Origin of the sequence: Flavobacterium soyae (genome assembly GCF_021245985.1) — a bacterium.
Classification (GTDB): Bacteria; Bacteroidota; Bacteroidia; order Flavobacteriales; family Flavobacteriaceae; genus Flavobacterium; species Flavobacterium soyae.
Genome location: NZ_JAJQXA010000001.1, coordinates 54,874 through 80,156, shown reverse-complemented (window position 1 = coordinate 80,156; position 25,283 = coordinate 54,874). Strand labels below are relative to the sequence as shown.

Sequence of the window (25,283 nt, the reverse complement as noted above, 5' to 3'; positions counted from 1 at the left end):
TTATTTTTTCAATTCATTTCGTAATTTTAACTAAAATTGTGATTTTTACACTTTTGACTTTTCAATGCATAATTGTTTAAAAAAGACTTACTTGCTATAAAAATGCTGCAGTCTTTGAAAAATAAAGTAAATTGCAAGTTTAAATAAAAAACGGAAAGAGGTATTAATTAAAAACTCAAATGCTGAAATTTATTATAGAAAATAACGAAAATTATCAGCCGGGACTTTCCATAGACTGCGTCATTTTTGGGTTTCATGATAATCAATTAAAAGTCTTGCTGATTAAAGTTCCGCATAGTGAAAAATGGTCTTTGCCGGGCGGGTTTATTCCGATAGATCAGGATATTGATACAGCAGCAGTCACCGTTTTAAATGAAAGAACCGGAGTCGAAGGTATTTTTTTAAGACAGTTTGCAGCATTTGGAAAAATTAAACGGAATGATGATCATTTTGGGAAAGAGGTTTTAAAATATTTAAATATCGATCCCGAAAAAGGCAAATGGCTGACACGTCGTTTCGTAACAATTGGCTATTATGCTTTGGTAGATTTTTTAAAAATTGTCCCAAACCGAATAAATTCTAATGAAATAATTGAATGGATCGATCATAAAGAGGTTCCCGAACTCATTTTAGACCACAAAGAAATTCTTAATAAAGCTCTGGATACGCTTAGAATTGAACTGAATTTAATGCCAATAGGTTACAATTTACTTCCGGAAAAATTTTCAATGCCGGAACTGCAAAAATTGTATGAAACAATTCTGGATAAAAAACTTGACAGAAGAAATTTTATGCGAAAAATAACCAATATCGGAATTCTGACAAAATTGGATGAAAAGAAAAATAATGTGGCACACAAAGCCCCAAACTTATATTCTTTTGATAAAGAAAAATATGATGAAGTTTTAAAAAATGGTTTGAATCAAGGTTGGTAAGATATAGTCACCAGAGACCCGACAGGTTTTAAAAACCTGCCAGATCTATTAAATTGATATGCGATGGTCAATATTGAAGAATTTAGAAAATTAGCTCTATCCTTTGAAAATGCAGTTGAAGAACCGCATTTTGAAAAAACATCTTTTAGGGTAAACAAAAAGATATTCGCCACTTTTGATGAAAAAAATAATCGGGCAGTTTTAAAATTAAACGAAATTGATCAATCTGTTTTTTGCGCCTCAAGCGAAATGATTTTTTATCCAATTCCAAACAAATGGGGAAAACAAGGCTGGACAATTGTAGAACTTTCTAAAGTCAGACCAGAAATGTTTGAAGATGCTTTAAAGCTTTCTTACCAAAACGTTGCCCCAAAAAAGAAGAAATAAATCTACCTTACAATAGTTCTAAAAGTTAAATTTACTCTAGGCTTTGAAGTTGTTTTTGTTGGCGGCAGTCGATGCAGCCAATGCGTCTGTGTTTCATCTTTCATAACCAATAAACTTCCATGTTGTAAAATCAAAGAAACTGTTTCTTTAGATTCTTTATGTTTGAAAGCAAATTTCCTTTCGGCACCAAAACTTACAGAACCAATAGCACCATTCTTTTTCAAATCTTTTTCGGCATCGCTGTGCCAGGCCATTCCTTCATCGCCGGAATGATATAAATTTAATAGGCAGGAATTGAAAGTCTCGCCAGTTTCAGCCTCAATTATTTTCTTTAATTCCAATAATTCCTTTGTCCACGGAAGTGCCTTTTTTGTGGTATTCGAATAGGTATATTCAAACTCCTGATCGCCGTACCAAGCTACTTTTCTTTTAGTCAAAATTAATTTTCCAAAGATTATGGCTTCATCATTTCTCCATTCAATTGTGTTCAATAAAACATCTAAATAGCGATTAGAATCTTCTCTCGAAAACAATTTTCCATAATAATTTACAGTTCCATCTTTGGGAAGTAAGTTCGTTGTTTTGTTTATTTCAGGATTAAATAAGTCCATTTTTCCAATTTAAATATTCAGGTTTCATACAATGTCCACAAGGTCTGAAACCATTTTGTTTTGCTTCATTTTCAGTTGAAAAGAAAACCCTATTTTCTCGTTTCATTCTTTTTCCCGAAGAACATTTTAAAGTTCCGTAGATTTTTAGTTTTCGGTTGCCGCCGAAACAAATCTCCGCATTTTTAATTTTATTCCGAAGATCTGAATCTGAAATTTTATTGTGTTCAATCATAATTTTAGCACATTTTATTCTGTAGAGACGCACAGCAGTGCGTCTACGCAAAGGTTGTCGACATAGATTAATTACGTAACGTTAGATTTTTTGCCACAGATTTAAAGGATTATAATGATTAAAAAATCTGTTTAAATCTACGTGAGAAATTGCCTTTCTTTTTTAATTCACGTTGCGTAGACGCACTGTTGTGCGTCTCTACGGATATTGCATGTCTATATATTTTAGGATAATGCGTCGTGAAAAATAATTCCCAGCGTATATCTTTCGCCTGAATGAACTTCACTAACCCCATGTTTCATATTCACCCGATAATAACCTTTTGTACCTTTTACAGGTCTGAAATTTGTTGTAAAAACCAGAATATCACCCTTTTTAGGTTTTAAAACAATAGCTTTTGACTGCAATCTTGGCGTTTGCTGTGTCAATACAAATTCGCCTCCGGTAAAATCTTCATCAGGTTCAGAGAGGAAAAGCACAATTTGAATGGGGAAATAAATATCGCCATATAAATCCTGATGTAAAGTATTGAATCCGCTTTCTCCATATTTTAAAATTAAAACGGTCGCTTTCAATTGATTATTATCGTGACATTGCTGTAATAATGCTGAATGTTTATCAGGAAAAATGGTGTTGATATTCAAAGCTTTCATCCAGGAATTTGCAATTGGTGCCAATTTAGGATAAATCGAAGTTCTAATATTTTGAATTAAATCGGGCAGGGGATAATTGAAATACTTGTATTCGCCCAAACCAAATCGATAACGTTCCATAACAACCGTTTTTCGATATAAATTTGGATTATCATAATCGAATTTTAAATCTTCACATTGTTCGTTGTTTAGAATATTTGGAAGAATAGCAAAGCCATTTTCGTGTATAGATTCGGTAATGCTTTCCCAATTTTGAGAAGCAATTTTTGACTGTATATTTTGCATAAATAATTTAAATAGGATTAATTTTTACATGAAGAATAATTTACACAAAGCATATCCGTAGAGACGCACAGCAGTGCGTCTACGCAAAGATTGTCGACATAGATTAATTAGACGGACCGAGGTGCGTCTCTACGGATATACTTTGCGTTGAAAATATTATATCAATAAATTGATAATAATTTTATAATTGAGGATTTACCTGCGCACCTTCCCAGCCAATTATGGCCGTTTTTCGCGTATTTCCCCACATATAACCGCCGAAAACTCCTGAAGATTGAATTACGCGGTGACATGGAATTAAAAATGCGACAGGATTATTTCCAATTGCAGTCCCAACGGCGCGGGAAGCATTTGGTTTTTGAATTTTCTGCGCAATAGTTCCATAAGTAGAAAGCTGCCCCATCGGAATTTTTAATAAAGTTTCCCAAACCTTCAGTTGAAAATCGGTCCCTTTTAAATGCAGTTTTATTTCAGACAATTTACTCCAGTCATTTTGGAAAATGAAAAGTGCATTTTGCTGTGCTAAATCAAGTTTTCGAGAAAAAGCAGCATTCGGAAATTTGTGTTTTAAATCATTAAACCCGATAGTTTCATCTTCGGCGAAAGCCATAAAACAAACGCCTTTTTGAGTTGAAGCGACAATAATATTCCCAAACGGACTTTCAGCAAAACTATAATTTATTTCCAGATTTTTTCCGCCATTTTTATATTCGGCCGGTGTCATTCCTTCAATATTTACAAATAAATCATGAAGTCGGCTTGTGCCTGAGAGTCCCGTTTCATATGCAGTTTCAGAAATAGTTGCCTGATTTTCTTTGAGTAATTTTTTGGCGTGTTCTAAACTGGTATACTGTAAAAATTTCTTCGGACTTGTTCCTGCCCAATCACTGAAAAGCCTCTGAAAGTGAAACGGACTCATATGCACTTTCTCTGCAACTTCATCAAGATTTGGCTGCTCTTTAAAATTTGCTTTGATATAATCGATGGCATCTGCAATACGATTATAATTGATGTTTTCCTGTGTGTTCATTTTCATTCAATTTTATAAGGCAAAGATCGATTGGTTTTTGCAGGTATAAAATCCGAAACTTGCTGAGTTTTTTTGCTGCAAAGGCACAAAGGCGCGAAGTTTTTTTGAAGTATTGTTACTCTAAAAAGAATTACGAGATTAAAAACTTTGTGTCTTAGCGACTTCGTGGCATTATATGTCAATGCGCCGTAGTTTTTGAAAAAACATTAATGACAACCACGCCAATTATAATTAAACTCAACCCAATTATCGCAGGTAAATCTGGAATTTCCTTAAAGAAAATGGCACCAATGATTGTAATTAAAACAATTCCAACTCCAGACCAAATTGCATAAGCAAAACCAACCGGAATAGTTCTGATGGCAAAACTTAAAAAATAAAACGCAGCAAAATAACCAACAACCGTAATAATACTAGGCAAAAGCTGCGTAAACTGCTCAGATTTTTTTAATGCCGATGTTGCAATGATTTCGAAGATAATGGCAATAAATAAAAATAAAAAATTCTTCATGATTTCACGTTTTACACAAAGTTAAGCTTTGTATGAAACGAGAAAGAATTATTTAAGATTATCTTTTCTTGAAGAAACACTTATCAATTTATATCCGTTTTCAGTTCTTAAAAATTCAAAATGATCTTGTCCGTGTTCAAGTTTATTTTTTGGATTGATCACAATGTTTTTAACTGGATATATCCAATCTTTTGATTCATTACAATTGTTGAAATATATTTCGTATTCGCTTGATTCAAAAATAAACTGATTTAATCCGTCAGAAGAGACAAAGTAATCCGTTTTTGGATTTTTGAGTTCCTGCAGTTTTAATTTTAAATAGGTATAATTCTGATTGATAAATTTAGTTTTAGATTCACTTACCCAGCCCATTGGTTCTTTCCAATAGATAATTTTGTCAAAAGAATGTTTTTCTAAATTGGTTTTAGACATATCTTTAAGCAAAGTGTTTTTTAGCCAGGATTTAAATTCCTTATCATAACTTATAAAGGAATAATATTGTCCGTCGATACCAAGAAAATTTTCTCTTATTTCATCTTTATTTGGTTCTTTTGATTTCTCTAATGAATAAAAATTGAGATCATCATTATAAGGGAAATTTTCAACCAGGATTTTGTTATTAGTATCAATTAAGAATTCTTTTCCTCCTTTCCAGAAAAAATGTTCTCCATCTATTTCTTTTTTGGCATCTTTTAATCCTATGAACATTCCGTTTTTGACTTTAGTTAAATTGCTGTATTCTGCAGGAATTGCAATTTTTCCTTCTCCATTAAACATTCCCATTTTATCAGTCTTACGATCTGTAAATCTTATAAAGCCTTCGTTTTCACAATCGGGGCCATTGTCAAAAACGTATAAACTGTCTCGTCCAATTATTTTTCCTGATTTCGTTAAATAATAGCTTTTCCATTTTCCATTTTCTTCTTCTGTTACGGCAATAATATTTTCAAATTTGTGAGCGATTGTAAAGCCTGTGAATTTTGGTTCAATTTTAATAACGCCATTTTTATCTTTAAATCCGATCTGAGTTGTGTCTTTGTTGGGAAATGAAACCCAGATGTCATTATTTTGTGCAAATACAGAACAATTCAAAAAGGCTAATAAATAGAGTAAAAGATAATTTTTCATAATAAAATATTTACAATAAATATAATACAACGTTTTTGAAAACGAAATATTCTAATAGATTTATTACTTTCTTGAAATAGTTTAAAAAACAAAACCCAATAGTTTTTTACTGTTGGGTTTTGAAATGGTATTGAGTTGCCATTCTCCTAAATTGATTTTGGATATTAAAAAAGCATGTTTGATTTATTTCCCTTTCTTTTCCTGCTTTTCCTTTTCTTTTTTAGCTTTTTCTTCTTCTTTTAATTTTTTCTCTTCTTCTTGTTTTTTCTGTAATTCTTCTTTTTCGGTTTTGTATTTTTCTACTTCTTTTTTTAAGCTCTCAACCTTTTTTGAACTAGATTCAATTTTTGTTCTGCTTTTGTTTAATTTTTCTTTAGACTTGTTTACTTTTTCCTCAGATTTTTCAATCTCTTTTTGAAGGTCAGCATTGTTTTCTGAATTATTTTTAAGATTAGCTAATTGATCCTGATTTGTTTTTAAATCTGCTTCTAGTTTTTCTTTCTTCTTTTCTAATTTTTGTTTGTTTTTTTCTTCCTTAGCTAATTTATGTTCAGCGGCTTCAATTTTAGAAACTTTCTGCGACATCATATTTCTCATTTGCCATTGTTGATTTGCTGCTGCCCTTTCGCTTGCCCATTTTTGGTTTTGCATATTCATTTGTGTATGCATACTTCTTGCCTGCGCTTGCATATTACTAAATTGTGCAGAAACAAAAATTGGAAGTAGTAATAATAGTAATAGAATAAAACGTGTTTTCATTATTTAGATTAGGATTTGTTTTTGATGGACCAAATGTATATTTATATTTGACAAACACACGAGAAATGAGATAATTAATTTAAATTAAAAAGAAAACCCGACAGGTTTTTAAAACCTGTCGGGTTTGAAATATTTTTAAGAACCGTATTTAGTAAGTCTAGCGTCTTTTAAAGCTACTTCATAATCATTCAGTGTTTTAGCGCTTAATTCTACTTCAATTTTGGCCTTATTTAATTTTTCCTGTGATTTGGCTATCCGTATTTTTGCTTTTTCAATATTTTTTTGATGATCAGGGTCATTGCTCTTTTCTGAAGAATTTTCAAGCTGCTTTAAATTTTCAAGCTGCGCTTTTAAATCCAATTCTATTTTCCATTCTTCTTGCCCAAGCTTTATTAGTTTTTGTTCTTCTCGCGCAATTCTGTTTTTCGCTCTTTGTACTTTACCTTTAGAAAGGTTTTTTGTACTTTCCATTTTGGAAAGCTTTGGCTCCATCCATGGGTACATTGTATGCTGCAATTCAGGTTTTGAGGGATCAGAATTTTGTGCAGATATAAAAAGGGGTAATATTATGATTATTAATACAATCAGGCGTGTTTTCATAATTTGGTTTTGGTTTTCAAAAATATACTTATATTTTGAAACCGCAGTATACTAAAATATAAATTTTAGATTGTAGATTTCTGATCATAGATTAAAAAACAAAACCCGACAGATTTTTAAAATCTGCCGGGTTTGAATATGTATTTAGATAATCTAAAATCTAAGATCAGAAATCTAAAATTTCTTAGTATCTGTAGTATTCTGGTTTGAATGGACCTTCAACCGGAACACCAATATAAGCAGCCTGATCGTCACGTAAAACTTCTAGTTCAACGCCTAATTTAGCTAAGTGTAAAGCAGCAACTTTTTCATCTAAATGTTTTGGTAACATGTAAACTTCATTTTTGTAAGCTGCGCTGTTGTTCCATAATTCGATTTGTGCCAAAGTTTGGTTTGTAAATGAGTTACTCATTACAAAACTTGGGTGACCTGTAGCACAACCAAGGTTTACTAAACGACCTTCAGCAAGAATGATGATATCTTTTCCGTTGATGTTGTATTTGTCAACCTGAGGTTTGATTTCGATTTTTGATGCGCCGTGGTTTTTGTTTAACCAAGCCATATCAATTTCGTTATCGAAGTGACCAATGTTACAAACAACAGTTTTATCTTTCATTTGCTCGAAATGCTCTCCAAGAACGATATCTTTATTTCCTGTAGTTGTAATGATGATATCAGCATTAGCAATTACAGTATTTAATTTTTTAACTTCATAACCGTCCATTGCAGCTTGTAAAGCACAAATTGGATCGATTTCAGTAACAGTTACAATAGAACCAGCACCTCTAAAAGAAGCAGCAGTTCCTTTTCCAACATCACCGTATCCGCAAACGATTACTCTTTTTCCAGCTAACATTAAGTCAGTAGCACGACGTACAGCATCTACAGCAGATTCTTTACAACCGTATTTGTTATCAAATTTAGATTTAGTAACAGAGTCGTTAATGTTGATTGCAGGCATTGGCAACGTTCCGGCTTTTACTCTTTCGTAAAGTCTGTGAACACCAGTTGTAGTTTCTTCAGAAAGACCTTTAATTCCAGGAACCAATTCTGGGAAACGATCAATAACCATATTAGTTAAATCTCCACCGTCATCAAGAATCATGTTCAATGGTTTTCTGTCTTCGCCAAAGAATAAAGTCTGCTCAATACACCAGTCAAATGATTGTTCATCAAGACCTTTCCAGGCATAAACCTGAATTCCGGCAGCAGCAATAGCAGCAGCAGCCTGATCCTGAGTAGAGAAAATGTTACAAGAAGACCAGGTAACTTCAGCACCAAGAGCGATTAAAGTTTCGATTAAAACAGCAGTTTGAATCGTCATGTGCAAACATCCGGCAATACGAGCACCTTTAAGAGGTTGTTCGTCTTTATACTCAGCACGAAGAGCCATTAAACCTGGCATTTCAGCTTCAGCTAGTTCAATTTCTTTTCTTCCCCAAGCAGCCAGAGAAATGTCTTTTACTTTGTAAGCCACAAAAGGCGTAGTTGTAGTACTCATTTATAGTATATTTGTATAATTGTAAAATTTTTGCAAATTTACATAATACCTTTTGAATTTTACTACTTTCTGTAAGATTTGTGAAATCTTTAATTTCTTAATCTTTAGAAAGTTACTTTGAGAATTATTTTTCACCATATAAGTGATATAAGTTCATTTAACAACAATCTTAAATACACATTGTCTCGAAGAGCTAAATTTGAAAGAATATAATTTACAATTAACCATTCATAATTTATAATTAAAAAGAAATGCCTTTATTTCAGACCATACAGTTTAATGAAACGACTAAAATCTTAATTTGGGAAATAACAGAATCCTTAGAGGAGTTATTGAGCAAAGTTGTGTTGAAAGAAAAAACGCAAAAGAGACTGGACGGAATGAAATCACAAATGCATCAACGTGCTTTTTTAAGTGTTCGCATGCTGATTCAGGAAATGGGCTTTACAGATAAAGATTTGCATTATGACGAATTTGGAAAACCTTATTTTGATTGTCATAATTATATTTCAATAACACATTCGTATCATTTTTCGGCCATAATTATAAGCCATGAAACCGTAGGAATCGATATGGAATTACAGCGCGAAAAAATCCTTCGCATTGCTGATAAATTTGTTGATACTGAATTCGAATATTTAAATTCAAATGTTTTAGGAGAATACGTTAAAAAACTCACTGTAATCTGGGGTGCAAAAGAAGCGATCTTTAAAATTAGAAATGAAAAAGGAATCAGTTTTAAAGATCATATCAAAGTTGATGATTTCTCTTTAAATGAATCTCAAGTGCAGGCAAGCCTTCATTTTGATGATTTAATAAAAGATTTTAATGTGCATTATGAAGAAATCAAATCAGATAATTTTGAAGGGAATTTTACTTTGGTTTATGCTTTTGAGAAATAATCACAAAGTTTGGTCATTGCTAGGAACGAAGCAATCGCACTAACAAGAACGTTAATTAATTTAGCAAATGAGATTGCTTCGTTCTTCGCAATGACATTAAACTTCACTTTCTTTTTTTCGATGTTCAAACATACTCACGTACAAAAAAGTACTCATTTTACGGGCGCGTCTTTTTAATGTTTCCACATTTTCGCCTTCAAAATGCTCTTCTAATGTCTGAGCCCAATGATTAAGCCAGATTCCGAATTCATTAGCCGTAATTTTTCCATCAAAATGCGTATCAACTTCATTGTGAACAGCATGCGGATTTCCTTTGTATTTTTTTACGGCAAACAAATTAGTTTCCCAAAAATCAGTCAGTTTTTCCAAATGCGCGTCCCAATCTTTTATAATCATATTAAAATAAAAGCCAATTTCCTTATCGTCCCTTATTTTTGCATAGAACTGATGTACTAAGAAAGAAACATCAGCTCTATTCTCTATTTGTTTTTTCACAGAACAGTAGTGTTTAATAGGATAAATAAAACACTTAAAATTGAACTCAGAATTAAAAGGTTAAAAACTACTTTATGTTTCATTTGTGCCAAAATTGAAGTGTTTACAAAGATACAAGCCAATACAATAATTGTAAGCTGAATCATTTGAGGAATTGAGGTTCCGTTTGCTAAAACATACATTGCAGCAGCACCGCCTAAACAGCTTTGGCCAATTACTGCCATCGCAGCAGAACCCATATAATTTCTATTAAAAATGTCGAATGTTGTTTGATATAGTGTCATGATATTGAGATTTTTACACTACAAAGGTACACGCACTTTACTGCTGCGTTTTATGATTTTAATCATAAAACAGAAACTATTTTATCTATATACTTTTCGGTTAATAATCTTCAATTCGCCCTTTTTCTCCAGAGCTTTAATAGCTCTAATAATGGTTTCTACACGTAAACCTGTTAAGTCTCCAATTTGCTGTCGGGTAAAATTGATTAAATATCCATTTTTATCTTTTTTAAAATTAAAATATGCAATTCCGTGATCGATTAGTTTTAATACTCTATGCTCAGGCTCGTGTGTAGAAATTTCGGCAGCCATAATAGATTTATAATACAAACGCTGCGCAAGATTTTCGATTATTTTAATGCTTACTGCAGGGTTTTCTTCCAGCAGTTTCAAGAAACTTGATTTTGGGAGCAGCAAAATTTCGCTGCCTTCAACCGCAATAGAATTAGCCGGATATTTTTGGTTTAAAAATAATGGAGGCTCGCCAAAAGACTGATCTTTATAAAAGATACCCTGAATAAATTCGCGTCCGTCATCATTGTAATTGCTCATTTTAATTTCACCCGAAATTATCTGATAATAATGCGTTGGCAGATTTCCTTCTTCAAAAATGATTTCATTTTTTTCGAAAGACTTTTTTAAGGCACCATATTTTTCTAATAATTCGGTTGCGATCATATTTGTTTTCTTTGGATATTAACAGAGACTTTACAAATATAATTCATTCAAAATAGTTCTTCTACGTTAAAAACTTTTTACTTTTACTGCCGTTATGGAGCAAAAAACACTCACGATTCACCAACAAATTTTAGGGGCTAAGAAAAACGGGCAAAAACTATTGGCTATTCTTCTGGATCCTGACAAAATTGTTTGGGAAAATTTAGACTATTTATTACTTAAAATAAACCAATCTCCTGCAACACATATTTTTGTAGGCGGAAGCATTGTTCAAAGTACCATTTTAGAAGATTTAATTACGCAGTTAAAACAAAAAACAAATCTGCCGGTTATAATTTTCCCGGGTGATCCATCGCAGATTTCTCCGCAGGCCGATGCTATTTTGTTTCTTTCTCTATTATCTGGCCGAAATCCGGATTATTTAATAGAATATCAGGTTCAGGCAGCGCCAATTCTTAAAAAAACAAAGCTTGAAGTTATTTCAACAGGATATATTTTAATCGAAAGCGGCAATGAAACTGCAGTTGCACGCGTTAGTAAAACAGAACCGCTTAACCGCGAAAATTTTGATTTGGCTTTAGCAACAGCTCAGGCAGGCGAAATGCTCGGAAACAAATTAATTTATTTAGAAGCAGGAAGCGGAGCAAAAAAAGCGGTGCCGCTGGAAATGATCTCATTAATTGCTCAAAACATAGAAATTCCTGTAATTGTTGGAGGAGGAATTGTAGATTTGCACGGAATTAAAAAGGCATATAAAGCCGGTGCAGATTTAGTAGTTATTGGAACTGCTTTTGAAAACGACAGTCATTTTTTTGATTCATAAATAAAATTTAACAGCCACAAATACCGCAAAAATGATTGACTTTTTTCTTGATAGTTATAAAAATACTCCGTTATGGCATATTGCTTTGGAGTTTTTAGTCTTTGTTTTTGGGATTTTAAGTGTTTGGTTTGCTAAAAAAGAAAACATTTGGGTTTATCCAACAGGTTTAATTGCCACCGTAATTTCAGTATATCTTTTATATGTTGCCGGTTATATTGGCGATATGATTATTAATGGATATTTCTCAGTTATGAGTATTTATGGCTGGTATGTTTGGGCAAAAGGAGGAACGGTTGAAGATAACCTTCCTATTACAAGAACAAATTTTAATGAAAAAATAATCGGGGTTTTATTGTTTTTCGTGACCATTTTCGTAGTTTTCGGGATTTATAAATATTTCGATTACGAAATACACAATGACAATTATGTCGATATGATATCGTCTGGGATATTTTTTGCAGGAATGTGGTATATGGCAAGGAAAAAAATAGAAAACTGGACATTGTGGATTATCGGTGATATTATTGTAGTGCCTCTTTATGCTTATCGCGGCTTAGGGATGCTGTCACTTCAGTATTTAATTTTTACAATTTTGGCTATTTCAGCTTATTTAGAATGGAAAAAGATCTTAGACAGCAAAAAACAACAATAATAAAAATTGCTTTATTTGGACCTGAAAGTACAGGTAAAACAACTTTAGCAAAACAGCTTGCAGATTATTATGAAACTGAATGGGTTCCAGAATTTGCACGCGATTACCTGCAGGAAAAATGGGAAGAAAATCAGCATATTTGTACTGCTGATGATATGATGCCTATTGCTTATGGGCAAGCAACATTAGAAAACCAAAAACTTTTATTAGCTAAAAAATACTTGTTTTGTGATACTAATTTAATGGTTACCAAAGTTTTTTCTGAGGTATATTATGGTTTTTGCGACCCTATTTTAAATAAAGCCGCATTAGAACATGATTATGATTTGTTTTTCCTGACAGATATAGACGTTCCTTGGGAAAAAGACGATATTAGAGATACTCCAGAAGGAAGAGAAACGGTATTTTCTGTTTTCAAACAAACTTTAATAGATACAAACAAACCATTTATAACGCTTTCGGGCGATAAAAAAAGCCGTTTAGCAAAAGCTACAATGATTATTAACGCTTTAAGTGCTTTTAAAGAAAAAGGACTTTCATCTGAAGATTTTGTTGAAATTTACAACCACGGAATCCCTTTCGAGAATATTTTAAAGCAATTAAAAATATTTAAAAAAGGAATAGCAAAAAGTAACTTAATTAGTCCGGCAACAGTAAACAATGGAATCTTAAGTTTGTCTGAAACTGATTTTGCAGAAAAAGCTTCTTTTTTTGATCAACAGAAAGAAAAATTAAAAATTAAAAAATTTGTTCCTGCATCTGGTGCCGCAACAAGAATGTTCAAGTTTTTAAGTGCTTTTTTGAACGATTTTGATATCGAAAAAGAAACTATAAACGCTTATATTAACAGAAAAAAAGATAAAGAACTTGCTATTTTTATTATCGGGATGGATAAGTTCCCTTTTTTTGAAGCAGTTCATGAAAAGCTAAAAGAAATTTATCCTGATTTTGAAAATTTAGAAAGAGACTATAAAAATTACTATTTTATTAAATTATTATTGTCTCAGGACTACTTTAACTTCGCAAACAAGCCAAAAGCAGTTTTGCCTTTCCATTTATATAAAACGCATATTGCAAATCCTATTGAAGAACATTTAAATGAATGTGTGCATTATGCTACATCAAAAAGTGTTTCAAATTTACATTTTACAGTTTCAGAAATTCATCAGGATTTGTTTGAAAAAGCGGTGGATGAGGTTAGAGAGAAAATAGAAAAACCTTCTGGAACAAAAATTAATATTGGATATTCTTACCAAAATAAAAGCACAGATTCTATTAATGTTGATGCTAAAAACAAAATTGTCAGAAATGCAGATGGCAATCTAATTTTTAGACCAGGCGGACACGGTGCTCTGATTGAAAATCTAAATAATCTTGATTCAGATATCATTTTCATTAAAAACATTGATAATGTAATTCAAAATCATATTGAGCAAATTACACTGTACAAAAAAGCTTTAGGAGGTATTTTAATTGCCGTACAGCAAAAAGTATTTGGTTATTTGGATGCAATAGAAAAGAATCAAATAAATGAAAATAATATCCCGGTAATTGTAGATTTTTTAGTGCAAAAGCTAAACATTAAAATGACTAAAGATTTTAATAAATTTACTTTTGAGAATAAAATTGCTAAAATTAAAGATTTATTAGACAGGCCAATTCGAGTTTGTGGAATGGTTAAAAATGAAGGAGAACCAGGCGGCGGGCCGTTTTGGGTGATGAATGAAAAAGGCGAAACTTCTCTGCAAATTGTAGAAACTTCTCAAGTTGATTTAGCAAATAAAAAACAGCTTGAAATTTTAGAAGAAGCTACACATTTTAATCCGGTTGATTTAGTTTGCGGAATTAAGAACTATAAAGGTGAAAAATTTGACCTGAAACAATTTGTAGATCAAAAATCTGGCTTTATTGTAGAAAAAAGTGTTGAAGGAAAACCAGTAAAAAGTTACGAACTTCCGGGATTATGGAATGGTTCAATGGCAAATTGGTTAACTGTTTTTGTGGCAGTTCCGTTAATTACTTTTAATCCGGTGAAAACCGTAAATGATTTACTAAAACCGGCGCATCAGCCACAATAATGGATAGCGATAAAATTATATCAGAATTAAATTTCAAAGCCGTTAGAAGCAGTGGAGCGGGCGGACAAAATGTAAATAAAGTTTCATCAAAAGTGGTTTTGTCTTTTGATTTAAATGCATCACAAGCTTTATCGGAAGAAGAAAAACTGCTTTTGCAAACTAATATTGCAGCTCGTTTAACAATAGAAAATATCTTAATTTTAAATTGTGACGAAGACAGAAGTCAGCTTAAAAATAAAGAAATAGTTATAAAACGTTTTTTAGAAATTGTCAAAAAAGGTTTGTTTGTGTCCAAAGTTAGAAAAGCTACAAAGATTCCAAAATCGGTAATCAAGAAAAGAATCAAAGACAAAAAGAATATTTCTGACCTTAAACAATCGAGGAGAAAACCTGATTTTTAGTATTAAGACTATAGAATGAAGTATTAAGAAGCCAAAAACTAAAAATCTTAATACTTAATACATTTTTCTCAATACTTTTCTATATTTGCATTGTCTCAAAGGGGTGCTCTAAATAACGAGCTGAGATCATACCCAAAGAACCTGAGCGAGTAATGTTGCTAAGGGAAAAAACGACAATTTCGAGTGTAAATAATTTGTCTTGTCGGGAAACACATTTATTAATTTAACAAAAGAATAATTCCCCCTTTTATTCGTAATTCTTTACGAATGAAAACTTTTTTTTTAGGTGCTAAGGCACAGAAGTACAAAGGTTCTAAGGTTCAAAATGAAATCAGAACCAAATCTATTTTCTTTATTCTATTCTCTATTTTCTTTACTCTATTCTCTTACGGACAGGAACAAGATTCAACTCAAGTAAATCAGCTTGATAATGTTTTGGTTTCGGCAGTTCGTGTTACGGCTAAAATTCCGGTTACGTTTAGTAATATGGATAAAAAGGAAATTAAATTTAGAAATCTTGGGCAGGATATTCCAGTCTTAATGAATTATCTGCCGTCTGTAGTTACAACTTCTGATGCAGGAGGAGGAATTGGTTATACCGGAATCAGAGTCCGCGGAAGCGATGCTACAAGAGTAAACGTTACCATAAACGGAATTCCGTATAATGATGCCGAAAGTCAGGGAACTTTCTGGGTAAATATGCCCGATTTTGCTTCTTCTGTAGAAAGTTTACAGTTGCAACGCGGAGTAGGAACTTCTACAAACGGATCTTCTGCTTTTGGAGCAAGTTTAAATATGCTGACAGATAGTTATGCATCTAAACCAACTGGAGAAGTCTCAGGCTCGTTTGGAAGTTTTAATTCTCAAAAAGAAACAGTAAAATTCAGCACTGGTCTGCTAAATGATCATTTTGAATTGGCAGGACGTTTGTCCAGAATTAAATCTGATGGTTATGTTGACAGAGCGAGTTCTGACTTGAAATCCTATTTCCTGCAGGGAACTTATGTTGGAAAAACAACTTTAATTAAAGCTTTGGTTTTTGGCGGAACGGAGAAAACATATCAATCCTGGAACGGAATTGATGCTGCGACATTAAATTCAGATCGTACTTTTAATTCTGCCGGAATGTACACTGATGAAGCCGGAAATGTTCGTTTTTATGACAATGAAACAGATAATTACAAACAAAATCATTATCAGCTGCACTGGAGTGAATCTTTTTCGGATAAATGGAGTACTAATTTAGCTTTACATTATACAAAAGGGCAGGGTTATTATGAAAATTATAAAGAAGATGCCCCTATGGCTGATTATAATTTAAATCCTGTTGGAGCAATTATAACAACAGATTTAGTACGTCAGAAATGGTTAGATAATGATTTTTACGGAACTACATTTTCAGCAAAATACAAAGATGAAAAACTAGATGTTATTCTTGGCGGCGGCTGGAATAAATATGAAGGAGATCATTATGGAAAAGTAATTTGGGCAAGATACGCTTCGCAGTCAGAATTGGGAGATCATTATTATGATGATTTTTCTACAAAAACTGATGGAAATATCTTCGCAAAAGCTAATTATCAGTTTACAGAAAAATTAAGCTTTTATGGTGATTTACAATATAGAAGAGTAGAATATAAAGCAGATAGTCCTGAAACTGGTTTAGTGGATGATACCTTCAATTTCTTTAATCCGAAAGCGGGTTTGAATTACGAAATCAATCAAAAAAATACCCTGTATTTTTCATACGCTCGTGCGAATCGTGAACCAAACAGAACCGATTATGAAGGCGGTAATGTAAAACCGGAAAAACTAAACGATTTTGAATTAGGCTGGAGATTTAATTCAGAAAAATTCCAGTTGAATTCTAATTTCTATTATATGGGTTATAAAGATCAGTTGATTTTAACCGGAAGATTAGATGATGTTGGATCGCCAATTCGTGCAAATACTGAAAAAAGTTATAGATTAGGTTTTGAATTTGATGCAACGATTTCGCTTTCAGACAAATTTATCCTTAGACCAAATTTTACGCTTAGCAGTAATAAAAATGTTGATTTGGCTGTTGAAGGACAATATTACGGAACCACTAAAATTGCTTATTCTCCAGAAGTTATCGCCGGAAATATAATTGTATACAGTCCAATCGAGAATTTGCACATTTCGCTATTGCAAAAATATGTTGGCGAACAATACATGAATAATATCGAATTGCCAGAAGCAAAACTTGCTGATTATTTTGTAAATGATTTGAATGTTTCTTATGAAATAAAACCGAGAGCAATCTTTAAATCAATTACAATAACAGGTTTAGTAAATAATATTTTAGACAAAAAATATGTTTCAAATGGAGCAATGTGGGATATTTATCCATACTACTACCCGCAGGCAGGAATTAATTTCTTAGCTGGATTAACATTGAAATTCTAAAAAATAAAAGCCTGAAAATTTAAACTTTCAGGCTTTTTTATTTTTAATTGTAAACGTGAATCACAGTTCCGGTTACCTGAACTTTATATTGTTTTAGCGGATATTCTTTTCCTCCAAGTCCGGTAAACAAACTATAAGAAGTTTTATCACACGAACATACGGCATTTATACCATCAATGGTCATTGCAACACAAGAAGTTAATTCTTGATTAGGGCATGCTGCATCAAATGCATTATAACCACTTCCTGCATTAAAAATAATAATTCCTTTTGCTCCGTAATTAGGAACAATAACACCGTTACTTACAAATTTAAGATTTGAATAAGCAGGCAGGTTCATGTCTACAGACAAATTAACGGTGTAATTAGGTATATAAGGGTTTTTATTACTGCGTTCGCTGTCGCTGCATGCAACAAGCGCAGAAACGAAAAGAATTAAGAGCCAGATTTTTTTCATTATTTTAATAAGAATTAGTTAAACAAAAATAATTTATTTAGATTTGATTTTTATATGATTAACATATAATTATGTACTATTAAAAATAATAGTATATTTGTAATACAAAATCCCGTCCCGATGGGATTTTTTCTATTTATGTAAACGATGAAGTTATGAGTAAAGTATCTTATTATACCGCAGAGGGATTAAAAAAATTGAAAGATGAGTTGGAGCATTTAAAAAGCGTAATGCGTCCTAAGGCATCTCAAGATATAGCAGAGGCAAGAGACAAAGGCGATTTATCTGAAAATGCCGAATATGATGCTGCAAAAGAAGCGCAGGGTTTATTAGAAATGAGAATTGCTAAGTTAGAAGAAGTATATTCTAACGCAAGATTAATTGACGAATCACAATTAGATGTTTCGAAAGTTTTGGTGCTTTCTAATGTAAAAATTAAAAACCAAGGCAACGGAATGGAAATGAAATATACACTTGTTGCAGAAAGTGAAGCAGATTTAAAAACAGGAAAAATTTCTGTAACTTCTCCTATTGGAAAAGGTTTATTAGGAAAATCTGTTGGTGAAGTAGCTGAAATTACAGTACCAAACGGTGTTTTGAAATTTGAAATTCTGGAAATCTCAAGAGACTAAGCCATTGCGAGGAACGAAGCAATCACACTATTAAGATTTTAAAAAGTTTAACCGTTTATTTGTTTAATCGGTTAACCGGATAAACAGTTAAACGATTAAACAATGAGCAGCATATTCACTAAAATAGTAAACGGAGAGATTCCTGCATATAAAATTGCTGAAGATGATAATTTTTTAGCTTTTTTAGATGTTAACCCAAATGCTAAAGGACACACACTTTGTATTCCGAAACAAGAAATAGACAAAATTTTTGATATGGATGACGAACTGTATTTAGGTTTGATGAAATTTTCTAAAAAAGTTGCGGCTGCACTTGAAAAAACGGTTCCCTGCAAAAGAATCGGAATTGCAGTTGTAGGTTTAGAAGTTCCTCATGCACACGTACATTTGATTCCGTTAAACCATATGGATGAAATGCGTTTTCAAAATAAAGTTTCTCTTTCAAAAGAAGAATTTGAAGATTTAGCAAAAGACATTCAGGCAAATCTTTAAAAATAACTGTCAGACTGAACGAAGTCGGAGTCTTGTCAATGCAAAAAAAAACACCAATTCAGAATTATGAGCTGGTGTTTTTTATTTCTGTTTTTAAAGAGGATCAACTATTTTATAACTGATTTGAAAAGTAGTTCCTTTTCCAATTTCAGAATGTAAAACCTTAATATTTCCATTATGATATTCTTCGACAATTCTTTTAGTCAAAGAAAGCCCTAATCCCCAGCCGCGTTTTTTTGTCGTGAAGCCAGGTTCAAAAATAGTTTTGAATTGTTTTTTTGAAATCCCGCTTCCGGAATCTTTCACGTTTATTTTTACATGGTGAGAATCCTGTTCGATCGCAAGCTCCAGACTTCCTTTTCCTTTCATTGCATCAATCGCATTTTTGACTAAGTTTTCAATCGTCCAGCTGTGAAGCGTTGGGTTAATTAAAGTAAAAATAAGTTTTTCGGGAACTTGATAGGAGAATGAAACCTGCTTAGAAAAACGAGATTGTAAATATTCATATGTGTTTAAAGTTTCGTTGACAATATCGTGCGGCTCCAAAACAGGAACAGAGCCAATTTTAGAAAAACGATCTGTTATAGTTTGCAAACGTTCAACATCTTTTTGAATCTCTATGGTTATCGATTGGTCAATTTCTTCGGTTTTTAAAATCTCAACCCATCCAATTAAAGAAGATAAAGGTGTACCAATTTGATGTGCCGTTTCCTTTGCCATTCCCGCCCATAATTTATTCTGCGTTGCCATTTTAGTGCTTTTATAAAAATTGTAAATTAGAGCACCGCACAAAAAAATGATTAATAACAGAGCGACAGGATAATATTTAAGTTTGTTGAGCAAAGCAGAGTTTCCATAATACATTTGTTGAAACTTTCCCGGTGCATACTCAATTATAATGGGGTCATTTTCACTTTTCAGCGTATTTAAAAATGATATCGATTCTTTTTTGTCGTTTATAATATGTTCAGGAACATTTACAGAATTGATAATTTTATCATACATCACCAGCATTACAGGAACCGAAGTGTTGTTATTTATGATTTCAAGCGGCAAATCAAGATCAGTATCTTCATCTGAGTTGATAATTTTTTTTTGCGCATTAGCCCAAAGATTCATTTTTAATCGCTGCTCATTTTTAAAAATTTGGAAAAATGTATAGGTATTCCAAAGAATCAAAGTAATGATTGAAAAGGAAATAAGAATTATGACCCAGCGAGTTGTATTTCTACTTTCAGAAAAACGCATAAATTAATTTTTGAGGTATAAATATAACGAAATTAACACATTTTATATTTTGCAGGGCTTTAAAAGATTTTTTGTTTTTATCTTCTAAAACTATTTCTTTGAATTGAACGATTTCTCTACTTTTGTATGACCGAAATGAGGTTCGGTTAAACTAGAAAATTATGATTAGCATCAATCCAAAAGAAATATCAACGCCCCAGCTGCACGCTTATTTGCAAAGTTCGGTAGGGCCGCGGCCAATTGCTTTTGCAAGTACAATAAGCAAGAAGGGAATTCCAAATTTGTCGCCATTTAGTTTCTTTAACGTCTTTAGTGCTAATCCGCCAATTCTGGTTTTTTCACCTTCAAGACGTGTGCGTGACAATACCGTAAAACATACTTTAATTAATGCAGAGGCAACTCGTGAAGTTGTAATAAATGTAGTAAATTATGATTTGGTACAGCAGACTTCGTTAGCAAGTACAGAGTATGGAGAAGGTGTAAATGAATTTATAAAAGCAGGTTTAACGCAGGTTCCGTCAGATTTAGTAAAACCCTATCGCGTAAAAGAATCTCCAGTTCAGTTTGAATGCAAGATAACGCAGATTATTCCGTTAGGAACAGAAGGAGGAGCAGGAAATTTGATTTTGTGTGAAGTAGTAAAAATTCATATTCATGAATCAATTTTAGATGAAAACGGAGCAATCGATCAGCATAAAATAGATTTGGTTTCAAGACTCGGGGCAAATTGGTATTCAAGATCGAATGAGGGGCTTTTTGAAGTGCCAAAACCGCTGACAACTTTAGGTGTTGGGGTTGATGTAATTCCTGATTTTATTAAACAAAGCCCTGTGTTTAATGGGAATGACCTTGGAAAATTAGGAAATATAGAAGCCTTGCCTACAAAAGAAGAAGTTAGTATATTTGTGAAAGAAAATTTTTCTGTAAAAGGAGTTTTAAGCTCAGATGATCAGGAAAAAATACACTTAGAAGCCAAAAAATATCTGAATAATGATGATATAGAATCGGCATGGAAAGTGCTTTTAGCTAAAAAATAAGAATAGAAACAATTTAATTATAGACGAAGATGGAAGTTATAGGAAAAGTAAAAGTGGTTAATCCTGAGCAGCAAGTTAGTGCTTCATTCAAAAAAAGAGAATTAGTAGTTACTACAGATGAGCAATATCCACAGCACATTTTAATCGAATTTACACAAGATAAATGCGATTTATTAAGCAGCTATAAACTAGGAGAGGCAGTAAAAGTTTCTATCAATTTAAGAGGAAGAGAATGGGTTAATCCGCAAGGAGAAACCAGATATTTCAATAGTATTCAAGGCTGGAGAATCGAAAGAATGGCACCAGAAGGTCCTGCACAAACTCCGTCAGTTCCTGCTGCAGAAGCTTTTGCCCCAGCTGCAAATTTAAACGAAGAAGAACCAGACGATTTACCGTTCTAAGAAAGTTTAAATTTTAAAACATAAATTCCAAATTCCAATTCATTCGCTTGAATTTGGGATTTGGAATTTTTTATATAAAGTTTAAGCACAAAGTCTGTCATTTCGACCGTAGGGAGAAATCGCACACGAAACTCGTCAAAGATTGTCGATTCACGTTGTAGAATTGCTTGTGCGATTTCTCCCTACGGTCGAAATGACAAGACTGCAGAATTTTGGAATTTGGAATTTCAGTATTGAGATTTCAATTTATATTGGAATTTAAAAATTGATTATTTAAAAAAAATGTATTTTCTATTTGATAATTTATATTTTCCACCCGTTTCAGAAGCCGATGAAGAAGGTATTCTGGCCGTTGGCGGTGATTTGAGCCCGGAACGATTAAAATTGGCGTATAACAACGGAATTTTTCCGTGGTTTAACGAGGGTGAATCGATTCTTTGGTGGGCCCCGGATCCGCGTATGGTTTTGTTTTTAGATGAATTAATTGTTTCTAAAAGCATGCGTAACATTTTGAACAGGAATATTTTTACTGTTACTTTTAATACCTCTTTTAAAGATGTAATTTTAAACTGCCAAAAGATATTGCGCGACGGTCAGGACGGAACCTGGATTTCTGATGAAATGATCGAAGCTTATTGCGAACTCCATAAAGAGGGAATTGCAAAATCTGTTGAGGTTTGGCAGGATGAAGTTTTAGTAGGCGGTTTGTACGGAATAGATTTAGGCCATGTTTTTTGTGGTGAAAGTATGTTTTCTAAAGTATCAAATGCTTCAAAAGTAGGATTTATATATTTGGTAAATCATTTAAAAAAAGAGAATTATAAATTATTAGACTGCCAGGTTTATAACCCGCATTTAGATAGTTTAGGATGTCGCGAAATTGATCGTGACGAATTTATGTCCATTTTAAAAAGTAAATAAAAATGAGTGCAGTTCATGTTGTAAAAGAAATTTATATTTATCCGATAAAAAGCCTGGCGGGAATTAGTGTTCAATCTGCTCTGGCCGAAGAAATGGGATTCGAAAACGATCGTAGATGGATGTTGATTGATGCTGATAATCAAATGATAACGCAAAGAGAACATCGGATTATGAGCCAGTTTTATCCGCAGATTTCAGATGGAAAAATCAGTATTACTTTTCAGGATCAAAAGCATGAATTTTCTATAAACGAACATTTGGAAAACGTCATAAAAGTTAATGTTTGGGATGATAAAAGTGAAGTTGTTGAGGTAAATCATGCTGCATCAAAATGGTTTAGCCAGCATCTGGGTTTTGAATGTAAACTAGTCAAAATCATAAAAATTGGAAGCCGCAAACATGAAAGTTCGAGATTAAAAGAAACTTTTAATGTGAGTTTGGCTGACGGTTATCCTTATTTATTAATTGGATCAAAAAGCCTGGATTTTTTGAATGATAAACTCGATGAAAAAATCACCATAAAAAGATTTCGTCCAAATATTGTAATCAGCAGTCAAAATGAACATGAGGAAGATGGCTTTAATACTTTCAAGATTGGAGAAGTTCAATTTAAAAACATAAAACCTTGCGGAAGATGCATTATGGTTAATAATGATCCAGAAAATGGACGTTTAAAAAAAGAACCTTTAAAAACCTTAAGTAAGTATAGAAATGTAGATAATTCCGTTTTATTTGGGACTAATCTCGTGAGTTTGAATGCAGGAAATATTAAGGTTGGAGACGCACTTGTTTTCTAGAAATTCAGTTTCGTAAAATTCCAGTTTAGGGTATTAAAAATTATAATTTCATTTTTTAAAGAAGGTAATTCTAAAATTAATTTGAGCGTTTCGTGCGCCATCATATTTCCAATAATTCCGGGTAAAGTTCCCAAAACACCATTCAAATTACAATTCGGAACATCTTTTGAGTCGGGCATTTCTGGAAATAAATCACGCAGGTTTTTACTTCCGTTATGATTAAAAACAGCAATTTGCCCTTCAAATTTTAAAATACTTCCATAAACTAAAGGTTTGTTTAGCTCAACACAAGTATCATTCACCAAATACCTTGTTGCAAAATTATCTGAGCCATCAACAATAACATCATATTGCTGCATAATTTTTGATGCATTTTGAGAAGTTAATTTTTCCTGAATTGCCTCGACTTCAATTAACGGGTTCAGCTTTGAAACAACATCTTTAGCCACAATTGCTTTAAATTGTCCAATTTCATTTTCAGTATATAAAATCTGCCTGTGGAGATTATGAATTTCGATCGTATCAAAATCCATGATTCCTATAAAGCCAACTCCGGCAGTTGCAATATATTGTAAAATTGGGCATCCCAAACCACCCGCACCAATTACTAAAACTCGTGCTTTTTTTAATTTTTCCTGACCTTCATCGCCAATTTCAGGAAGAATAGTTTGTCTGTTGTAACGGAGGAATTCTTTAATAATGCTCACTTTTGATTTTAGATTTTAGATTGTTGATTTTAGATTGGGATTTTAATATTGGAATTTAAACCAAAACTTTTATCCCAGTCCTTCCAAACGGGTTCATAACCTGCATTTTTTATAATTTTTGAAATCTCTTCTGCAGAACGTTCATCACTGATTTCGAATTGTTCCAAAGATTGCGGATCAACGACATAACCGCCCGGATTTGTTCTTGATCCTGCACTCATACTCGTAACACCAATTGGAATTATATTGTTTCTGAATTTTTCGTTTTCACGTGTCGAAATCGAAATTTCAAGATCTTCATTCCACAAACGATAAGCGCAGATTAATTGTGTCAAATCTTTATCATCCATAATAAAATTTGGTTCGATAATTCCTTCAGCGGGGCGGAGGCGCGGAAAAGAAACGGAATATTTTGTCTGCCAATATTTTTTTTGAAGATAATCTAAATGCAGCGCATTGAAAAAACTGTCGGTTCGCCAGTCTTCTAAACCTAATAAAACACCTAAACCAATTTTATGAATTCCCGCCGTTCCAATTCGATCTGGAGTTTCAAGCCTATAATCGAAATTTGATTTCTTGCCTTTTGTATGATACTTTTTGTAAACTTCCTGATGATATGTTTCCTGATAAACTAAAACCGAATATACTCCGGCATTATGTAAACGTTCATAATCTTCGGTAGAAAGCGGTTGTACTTCAACAGAAATAATCGAAAACTCTTCGCGAATTAAAGCAATTGCGTTGAGGAAATAATTAATATTAACTGTATAATTCGCTTCACCTGTTACCAATAAAACGTGGTCAAAGCCTGTTTTTTTTAAAGCTTCGACTTCGAGTTTTATTTCTGCATCAGAGAGTGTTTTTCGTTTGATTTTATTGTCTAAACTAAAACCGCAATAAGTACAAATGTTTTGACATTCGTTGCTCAAATATAACGGCGCATACATTTGGATCGTTTTACCGAAACGTTTTTTGGTGATTTCATGGCATTTCTGCGCCATTTCTTCTAAATAATTTTGAGCAATAGGGGAGATTAAAATCAAAAAATCATCGAGATTGAGTTTGGTTTTTGCCAAAGTTCGCTCGACATCTTTTGATGTGGTTTGGTATATTTTAGATTGAATAATATCCCAATTATATTGCTCAAAAATTGATTTGAATGTGTTCATTTGGATTGTTTTTATTTCACGCAGATTTTGCAGATTTAAGCAGATTA

General features: G+C 32.7%; 30 protein-coding genes. 14 read left to right on the top strand and 16 right to left on the bottom strand.

Annotation, left to right across the window (positions count from 1 at the left end; all coding sequences use genetic code 11):
• Nucleotides 1-179: 179 nt before the first annotated feature.
• Nucleotides 180-935, top strand: coding sequence for an NUDIX hydrolase (locus LUU93_RS00395; RefSeq protein ID WP_232676150.1), 756 nt, complete (start codon nucleotides 180-182; stop codon nucleotides 933-935).
• A 63-nt stretch (nucleotides 936-998) separates the two neighbouring features.
• Nucleotides 999-1,322: an MmcQ/YjbR family DNA-binding protein gene (locus LUU93_RS00390; protein WP_232676148.1), complete on the top strand. Its 324-nt coding sequence runs from the start codon at nucleotides 999-1,001 to the stop codon at nucleotides 1,320-1,322.
• A gap of 2 nt (nucleotides 1,323-1,324) precedes the next feature.
• On the opposite strand, the gene LUU93_RS00385 is transcribed toward LUU93_RS00390, so the two are convergent.
• The 9 genes from LUU93_RS00385 to ahcY all read right to left on the bottom strand — a co-directional run bounded on the left by LUU93_RS00385 (nucleotide 1,325) and on the right by ahcY (nucleotide 8,632).
• Entirely contained in the window at nucleotides 1,325-1,933 is a 609-nt protein-coding gene (locus LUU93_RS00385; protein WP_232676146.1) for an alpha-ketoglutarate-dependent dioxygenase AlkB family protein, read from the bottom strand.
• Nucleotides 1,920-2,165, bottom strand: a complete 246-nt coding sequence (locus LUU93_RS00380) for an Ada metal-binding domain-containing protein (protein ID WP_232676144.1) — start codon at nucleotides 2,163-2,165, stop codon at nucleotides 1,920-1,922. Before LUU93_RS00380 ends, LUU93_RS00385 begins: the two co-directional genes overlap by 14 nt.
• 224 nt (nucleotides 2,166-2,389) lie before the next feature.
• On the bottom strand, nucleotides 2,390-3,103 hold the full coding sequence (locus tag LUU93_RS00375; protein ID WP_232676142.1) for a 2OG-Fe(II) oxygenase: 714 nt from the start codon (nucleotides 3,101-3,103) through the stop codon (nucleotides 2,390-2,392).
• 181 nt (nucleotides 3,104-3,284) lie between these two features.
• The gene (locus tag LUU93_RS00370; protein WP_232676140.1) at nucleotides 3,285-4,133 is read right to left on the bottom strand and encodes a bifunctional helix-turn-helix domain-containing protein/methylated-DNA--[protein]-cysteine S-methyltransferase; all 849 of its coding nucleotides are present in this window, start codon (nucleotides 4,131-4,133) and stop codon (nucleotides 3,285-3,287) included.
• A gap of 178 nt (nucleotides 4,134-4,311) precedes the next feature.
• Entirely contained in the window at nucleotides 4,312-4,644 is a 333-nt protein-coding gene (locus LUU93_RS00365) for a DMT family transporter (protein ID WP_180856338.1), read from the bottom strand.
• 48 nt (nucleotides 4,645-4,692) lie between these two features.
• A complete protein-coding gene (locus LUU93_RS00360; protein ID WP_232676138.1) occupies nucleotides 4,693-5,772 on the bottom strand; it encodes a hypothetical protein in 1,080 nt (359 codons plus the stop codon).
• Between the two features lie 183 nt (nucleotides 5,773-5,955).
• The gene (locus LUU93_RS00355; protein WP_232676136.1) at nucleotides 5,956-6,531 is read right to left on the bottom strand and encodes a hypothetical protein; all 576 of its coding nucleotides are present in this window, start codon (nucleotides 6,529-6,531) and stop codon (nucleotides 5,956-5,958) included.
• Nucleotides 6,532-6,666: 135 nt separating this feature from the next.
• Entirely contained in the window at nucleotides 6,667-7,131 is a 465-nt protein-coding gene (locus tag LUU93_RS00350; RefSeq protein ID WP_232676134.1) for a hypothetical protein, read from the bottom strand.
• A gap of 184 nt (nucleotides 7,132-7,315) precedes the next feature.
• Complete coding sequence (gene ahcY, locus LUU93_RS00345; protein WP_232676132.1) at nucleotides 7,316-8,632, bottom strand: adenosylhomocysteinase; 1,317 nt, start codon at nucleotides 8,630-8,632, stop codon at nucleotides 7,316-7,318.
• A 251-nt stretch (nucleotides 8,633-8,883) separates the two neighbouring features.
• Here ahcY and LUU93_RS00340 point away from each other — a divergent pair, with 251 nt between their 5' ends.
• Nucleotides 8,884-9,534 (top strand): 4'-phosphopantetheinyl transferase family protein, encoded by a 651-nt coding sequence (locus tag LUU93_RS00340; RefSeq protein ID WP_232676130.1) that lies wholly within the window; start codon nucleotides 8,884-8,886, stop codon nucleotides 9,532-9,534.
• 96 nt (nucleotides 9,535-9,630) lie between these two features.
• Here LUU93_RS00340 and LUU93_RS00335 read toward each other — a convergent pair whose 3' ends face one another.
• From LUU93_RS00335 to LUU93_RS00325, 3 genes are all read right to left on the bottom strand, one after another.
• Entirely contained in the window at nucleotides 9,631-10,029 is a 399-nt protein-coding gene (locus tag LUU93_RS00335; RefSeq protein WP_232676121.1) for a group III truncated hemoglobin, read from the bottom strand.
• Nucleotides 10,026-10,313: a hypothetical protein gene (locus LUU93_RS00330; protein ID WP_232676119.1), complete on the bottom strand. Its 288-nt coding sequence runs from the start codon at nucleotides 10,311-10,313 to the stop codon at nucleotides 10,026-10,028. Before LUU93_RS00330 ends, LUU93_RS00335 begins: the two co-directional genes overlap by 4 nt.
• Before the next feature lie 81 nt (nucleotides 10,314-10,394).
• A complete protein-coding gene (locus LUU93_RS00325) occupies nucleotides 10,395-10,991 on the bottom strand; it encodes a Crp/Fnr family transcriptional regulator (RefSeq protein WP_232676117.1) in 597 nt (198 codons plus the stop codon).
• Nucleotides 10,992-11,085: 94 nt separating this feature from the next.
• On the opposite strand from LUU93_RS00325, the gene LUU93_RS00320 reads away from it, so the two are divergent.
• The 5 genes from LUU93_RS00320 (at nucleotide 11,086) to LUU93_RS00300 (ending at nucleotide 17,375) form a co-directional block, all read left to right on the top strand.
• The gene (locus tag LUU93_RS00320) at nucleotides 11,086-11,814 is read left to right on the top strand and encodes a phosphoglycerol geranylgeranyltransferase (protein ID WP_232676115.1); all 729 of its coding nucleotides are present in this window, start codon (nucleotides 11,086-11,088) and stop codon (nucleotides 11,812-11,814) included.
• 31 nt (nucleotides 11,815-11,845) lie between these two features.
• On the top strand, nucleotides 11,846-12,466 hold the full coding sequence (gene pnuC / locus LUU93_RS00315) for a nicotinamide riboside transporter PnuC (RefSeq protein ID WP_232676113.1): 621 nt from the start codon (nucleotides 11,846-11,848) through the stop codon (nucleotides 12,464-12,466).
• Nucleotides 12,430-14,544 (top strand): DUF4301 family protein, encoded by a 2,115-nt coding sequence (locus tag LUU93_RS00310; RefSeq protein WP_232676103.1) that lies wholly within the window; start codon nucleotides 12,430-12,432, stop codon nucleotides 14,542-14,544. The genes pnuC and LUU93_RS00310 overlap by 37 nt, the downstream gene beginning before the upstream one ends.
• Nucleotides 14,544-14,945, top strand: coding sequence for an alternative ribosome rescue aminoacyl-tRNA hydrolase ArfB (gene arfB, locus LUU93_RS00305; protein WP_232676101.1), 402 nt, complete (start codon nucleotides 14,544-14,546; stop codon nucleotides 14,943-14,945). The genes LUU93_RS00310 and arfB overlap by 1 nt, the downstream gene beginning before the upstream one ends.
• Nucleotides 14,946-15,212: 267 nt before the next feature.
• The gene (locus LUU93_RS00300; protein WP_232676099.1) at nucleotides 15,213-17,375 is read left to right on the top strand and encodes a TonB-dependent receptor; all 2,163 of its coding nucleotides are present in this window, start codon (nucleotides 15,213-15,215) and stop codon (nucleotides 17,373-17,375) included.
• Nucleotides 17,376-17,418: 43 nt separating this feature from the next.
• Here LUU93_RS00300 and LUU93_RS00295 read toward each other — a convergent pair whose 3' ends face one another.
• Complete coding sequence (locus tag LUU93_RS00295; RefSeq protein WP_232676089.1) at nucleotides 17,419-17,832, bottom strand: Rieske (2Fe-2S) protein; 414 nt, start codon at nucleotides 17,830-17,832, stop codon at nucleotides 17,419-17,421.
• A 155-nt stretch (nucleotides 17,833-17,987) separates the two neighbouring features.
• Between LUU93_RS00295 and greA the strand changes: the two genes are divergently transcribed.
• Nucleotides 17,988-18,464 (top strand): transcription elongation factor GreA, encoded by a 477-nt coding sequence (greA, locus tag LUU93_RS00290; protein ID WP_056208083.1) that lies wholly within the window; start codon nucleotides 17,988-17,990, stop codon nucleotides 18,462-18,464.
• A 102-nt stretch (nucleotides 18,465-18,566) separates the two neighbouring features.
• On the top strand, nucleotides 18,567-18,956 hold the full coding sequence (locus LUU93_RS00285) for an HIT family protein (RefSeq protein WP_232676087.1): 390 nt from the start codon (nucleotides 18,567-18,569) through the stop codon (nucleotides 18,954-18,956).
• A 93-nt stretch (nucleotides 18,957-19,049) separates the two neighbouring features.
• Here LUU93_RS00285 and LUU93_RS00280 read toward each other — a convergent pair whose 3' ends face one another.
• Nucleotides 19,050-20,204 (bottom strand): sensor histidine kinase, encoded by a 1,155-nt coding sequence (locus LUU93_RS00280; protein WP_232676085.1) that lies wholly within the window; start codon nucleotides 20,202-20,204, stop codon nucleotides 19,050-19,052.
• A 161-nt stretch (nucleotides 20,205-20,365) separates the two neighbouring features.
• Here LUU93_RS00280 and LUU93_RS00275 point away from each other — a divergent pair, with 161 nt between their 5' ends.
• The 4 genes from LUU93_RS00275 (at nucleotide 20,366) to LUU93_RS00260 (ending at nucleotide 23,360) form a co-directional block, all read left to right on the top strand.
• Nucleotides 20,366-21,241: a flavin reductase family protein gene (locus LUU93_RS00275; RefSeq protein WP_232676075.1), complete on the top strand. Its 876-nt coding sequence runs from the start codon at nucleotides 20,366-20,368 to the stop codon at nucleotides 21,239-21,241.
• Between the two features lie 29 nt (nucleotides 21,242-21,270).
• Nucleotides 21,271-21,642, top strand: a complete 372-nt coding sequence (locus tag LUU93_RS00270) for a DUF3127 domain-containing protein (RefSeq protein ID WP_232676073.1) — start codon at nucleotides 21,271-21,273, stop codon at nucleotides 21,640-21,642.
• A gap of 282 nt (nucleotides 21,643-21,924) precedes the next feature.
• A complete protein-coding gene (gene aat, locus LUU93_RS00265) occupies nucleotides 21,925-22,563 on the top strand; it encodes a leucyl/phenylalanyl-tRNA--protein transferase (RefSeq protein ID WP_232676070.1) in 639 nt (212 codons plus the stop codon).
• 2 nt (nucleotides 22,564-22,565) lie between these two features.
• Complete coding sequence (locus LUU93_RS00260; RefSeq protein WP_232676059.1) at nucleotides 22,566-23,360, top strand: MOSC domain-containing protein; 795 nt, start codon at nucleotides 22,566-22,568, stop codon at nucleotides 23,358-23,360.
• Here the strand turns inward: LUU93_RS00260 and LUU93_RS00255 are convergent.
• Together LUU93_RS00255 and thiH are read right to left on the bottom strand one after the other, a co-directional pair.
• Nucleotides 23,357-24,067, bottom strand: a complete 711-nt coding sequence (locus LUU93_RS00255; RefSeq protein WP_232676050.1) for a HesA/MoeB/ThiF family protein — start codon at nucleotides 24,065-24,067, stop codon at nucleotides 23,357-23,359. The genes LUU93_RS00260 and LUU93_RS00255 overlap by 4 nt on opposite strands.
• A 29-nt stretch (nucleotides 24,068-24,096) precedes the next feature.
• Nucleotides 24,097-25,236 carry a 2-iminoacetate synthase ThiH gene (gene thiH / locus LUU93_RS00250; RefSeq protein ID WP_232676048.1) on the bottom strand — a complete coding sequence of 380 codons (1,140 nt, stop codon included), beginning with the start codon at nucleotides 25,234-25,236 and terminating at the stop codon, nucleotides 24,097-24,099.
• Nucleotides 25,237-25,283 lie beyond the last annotated feature (47 nt).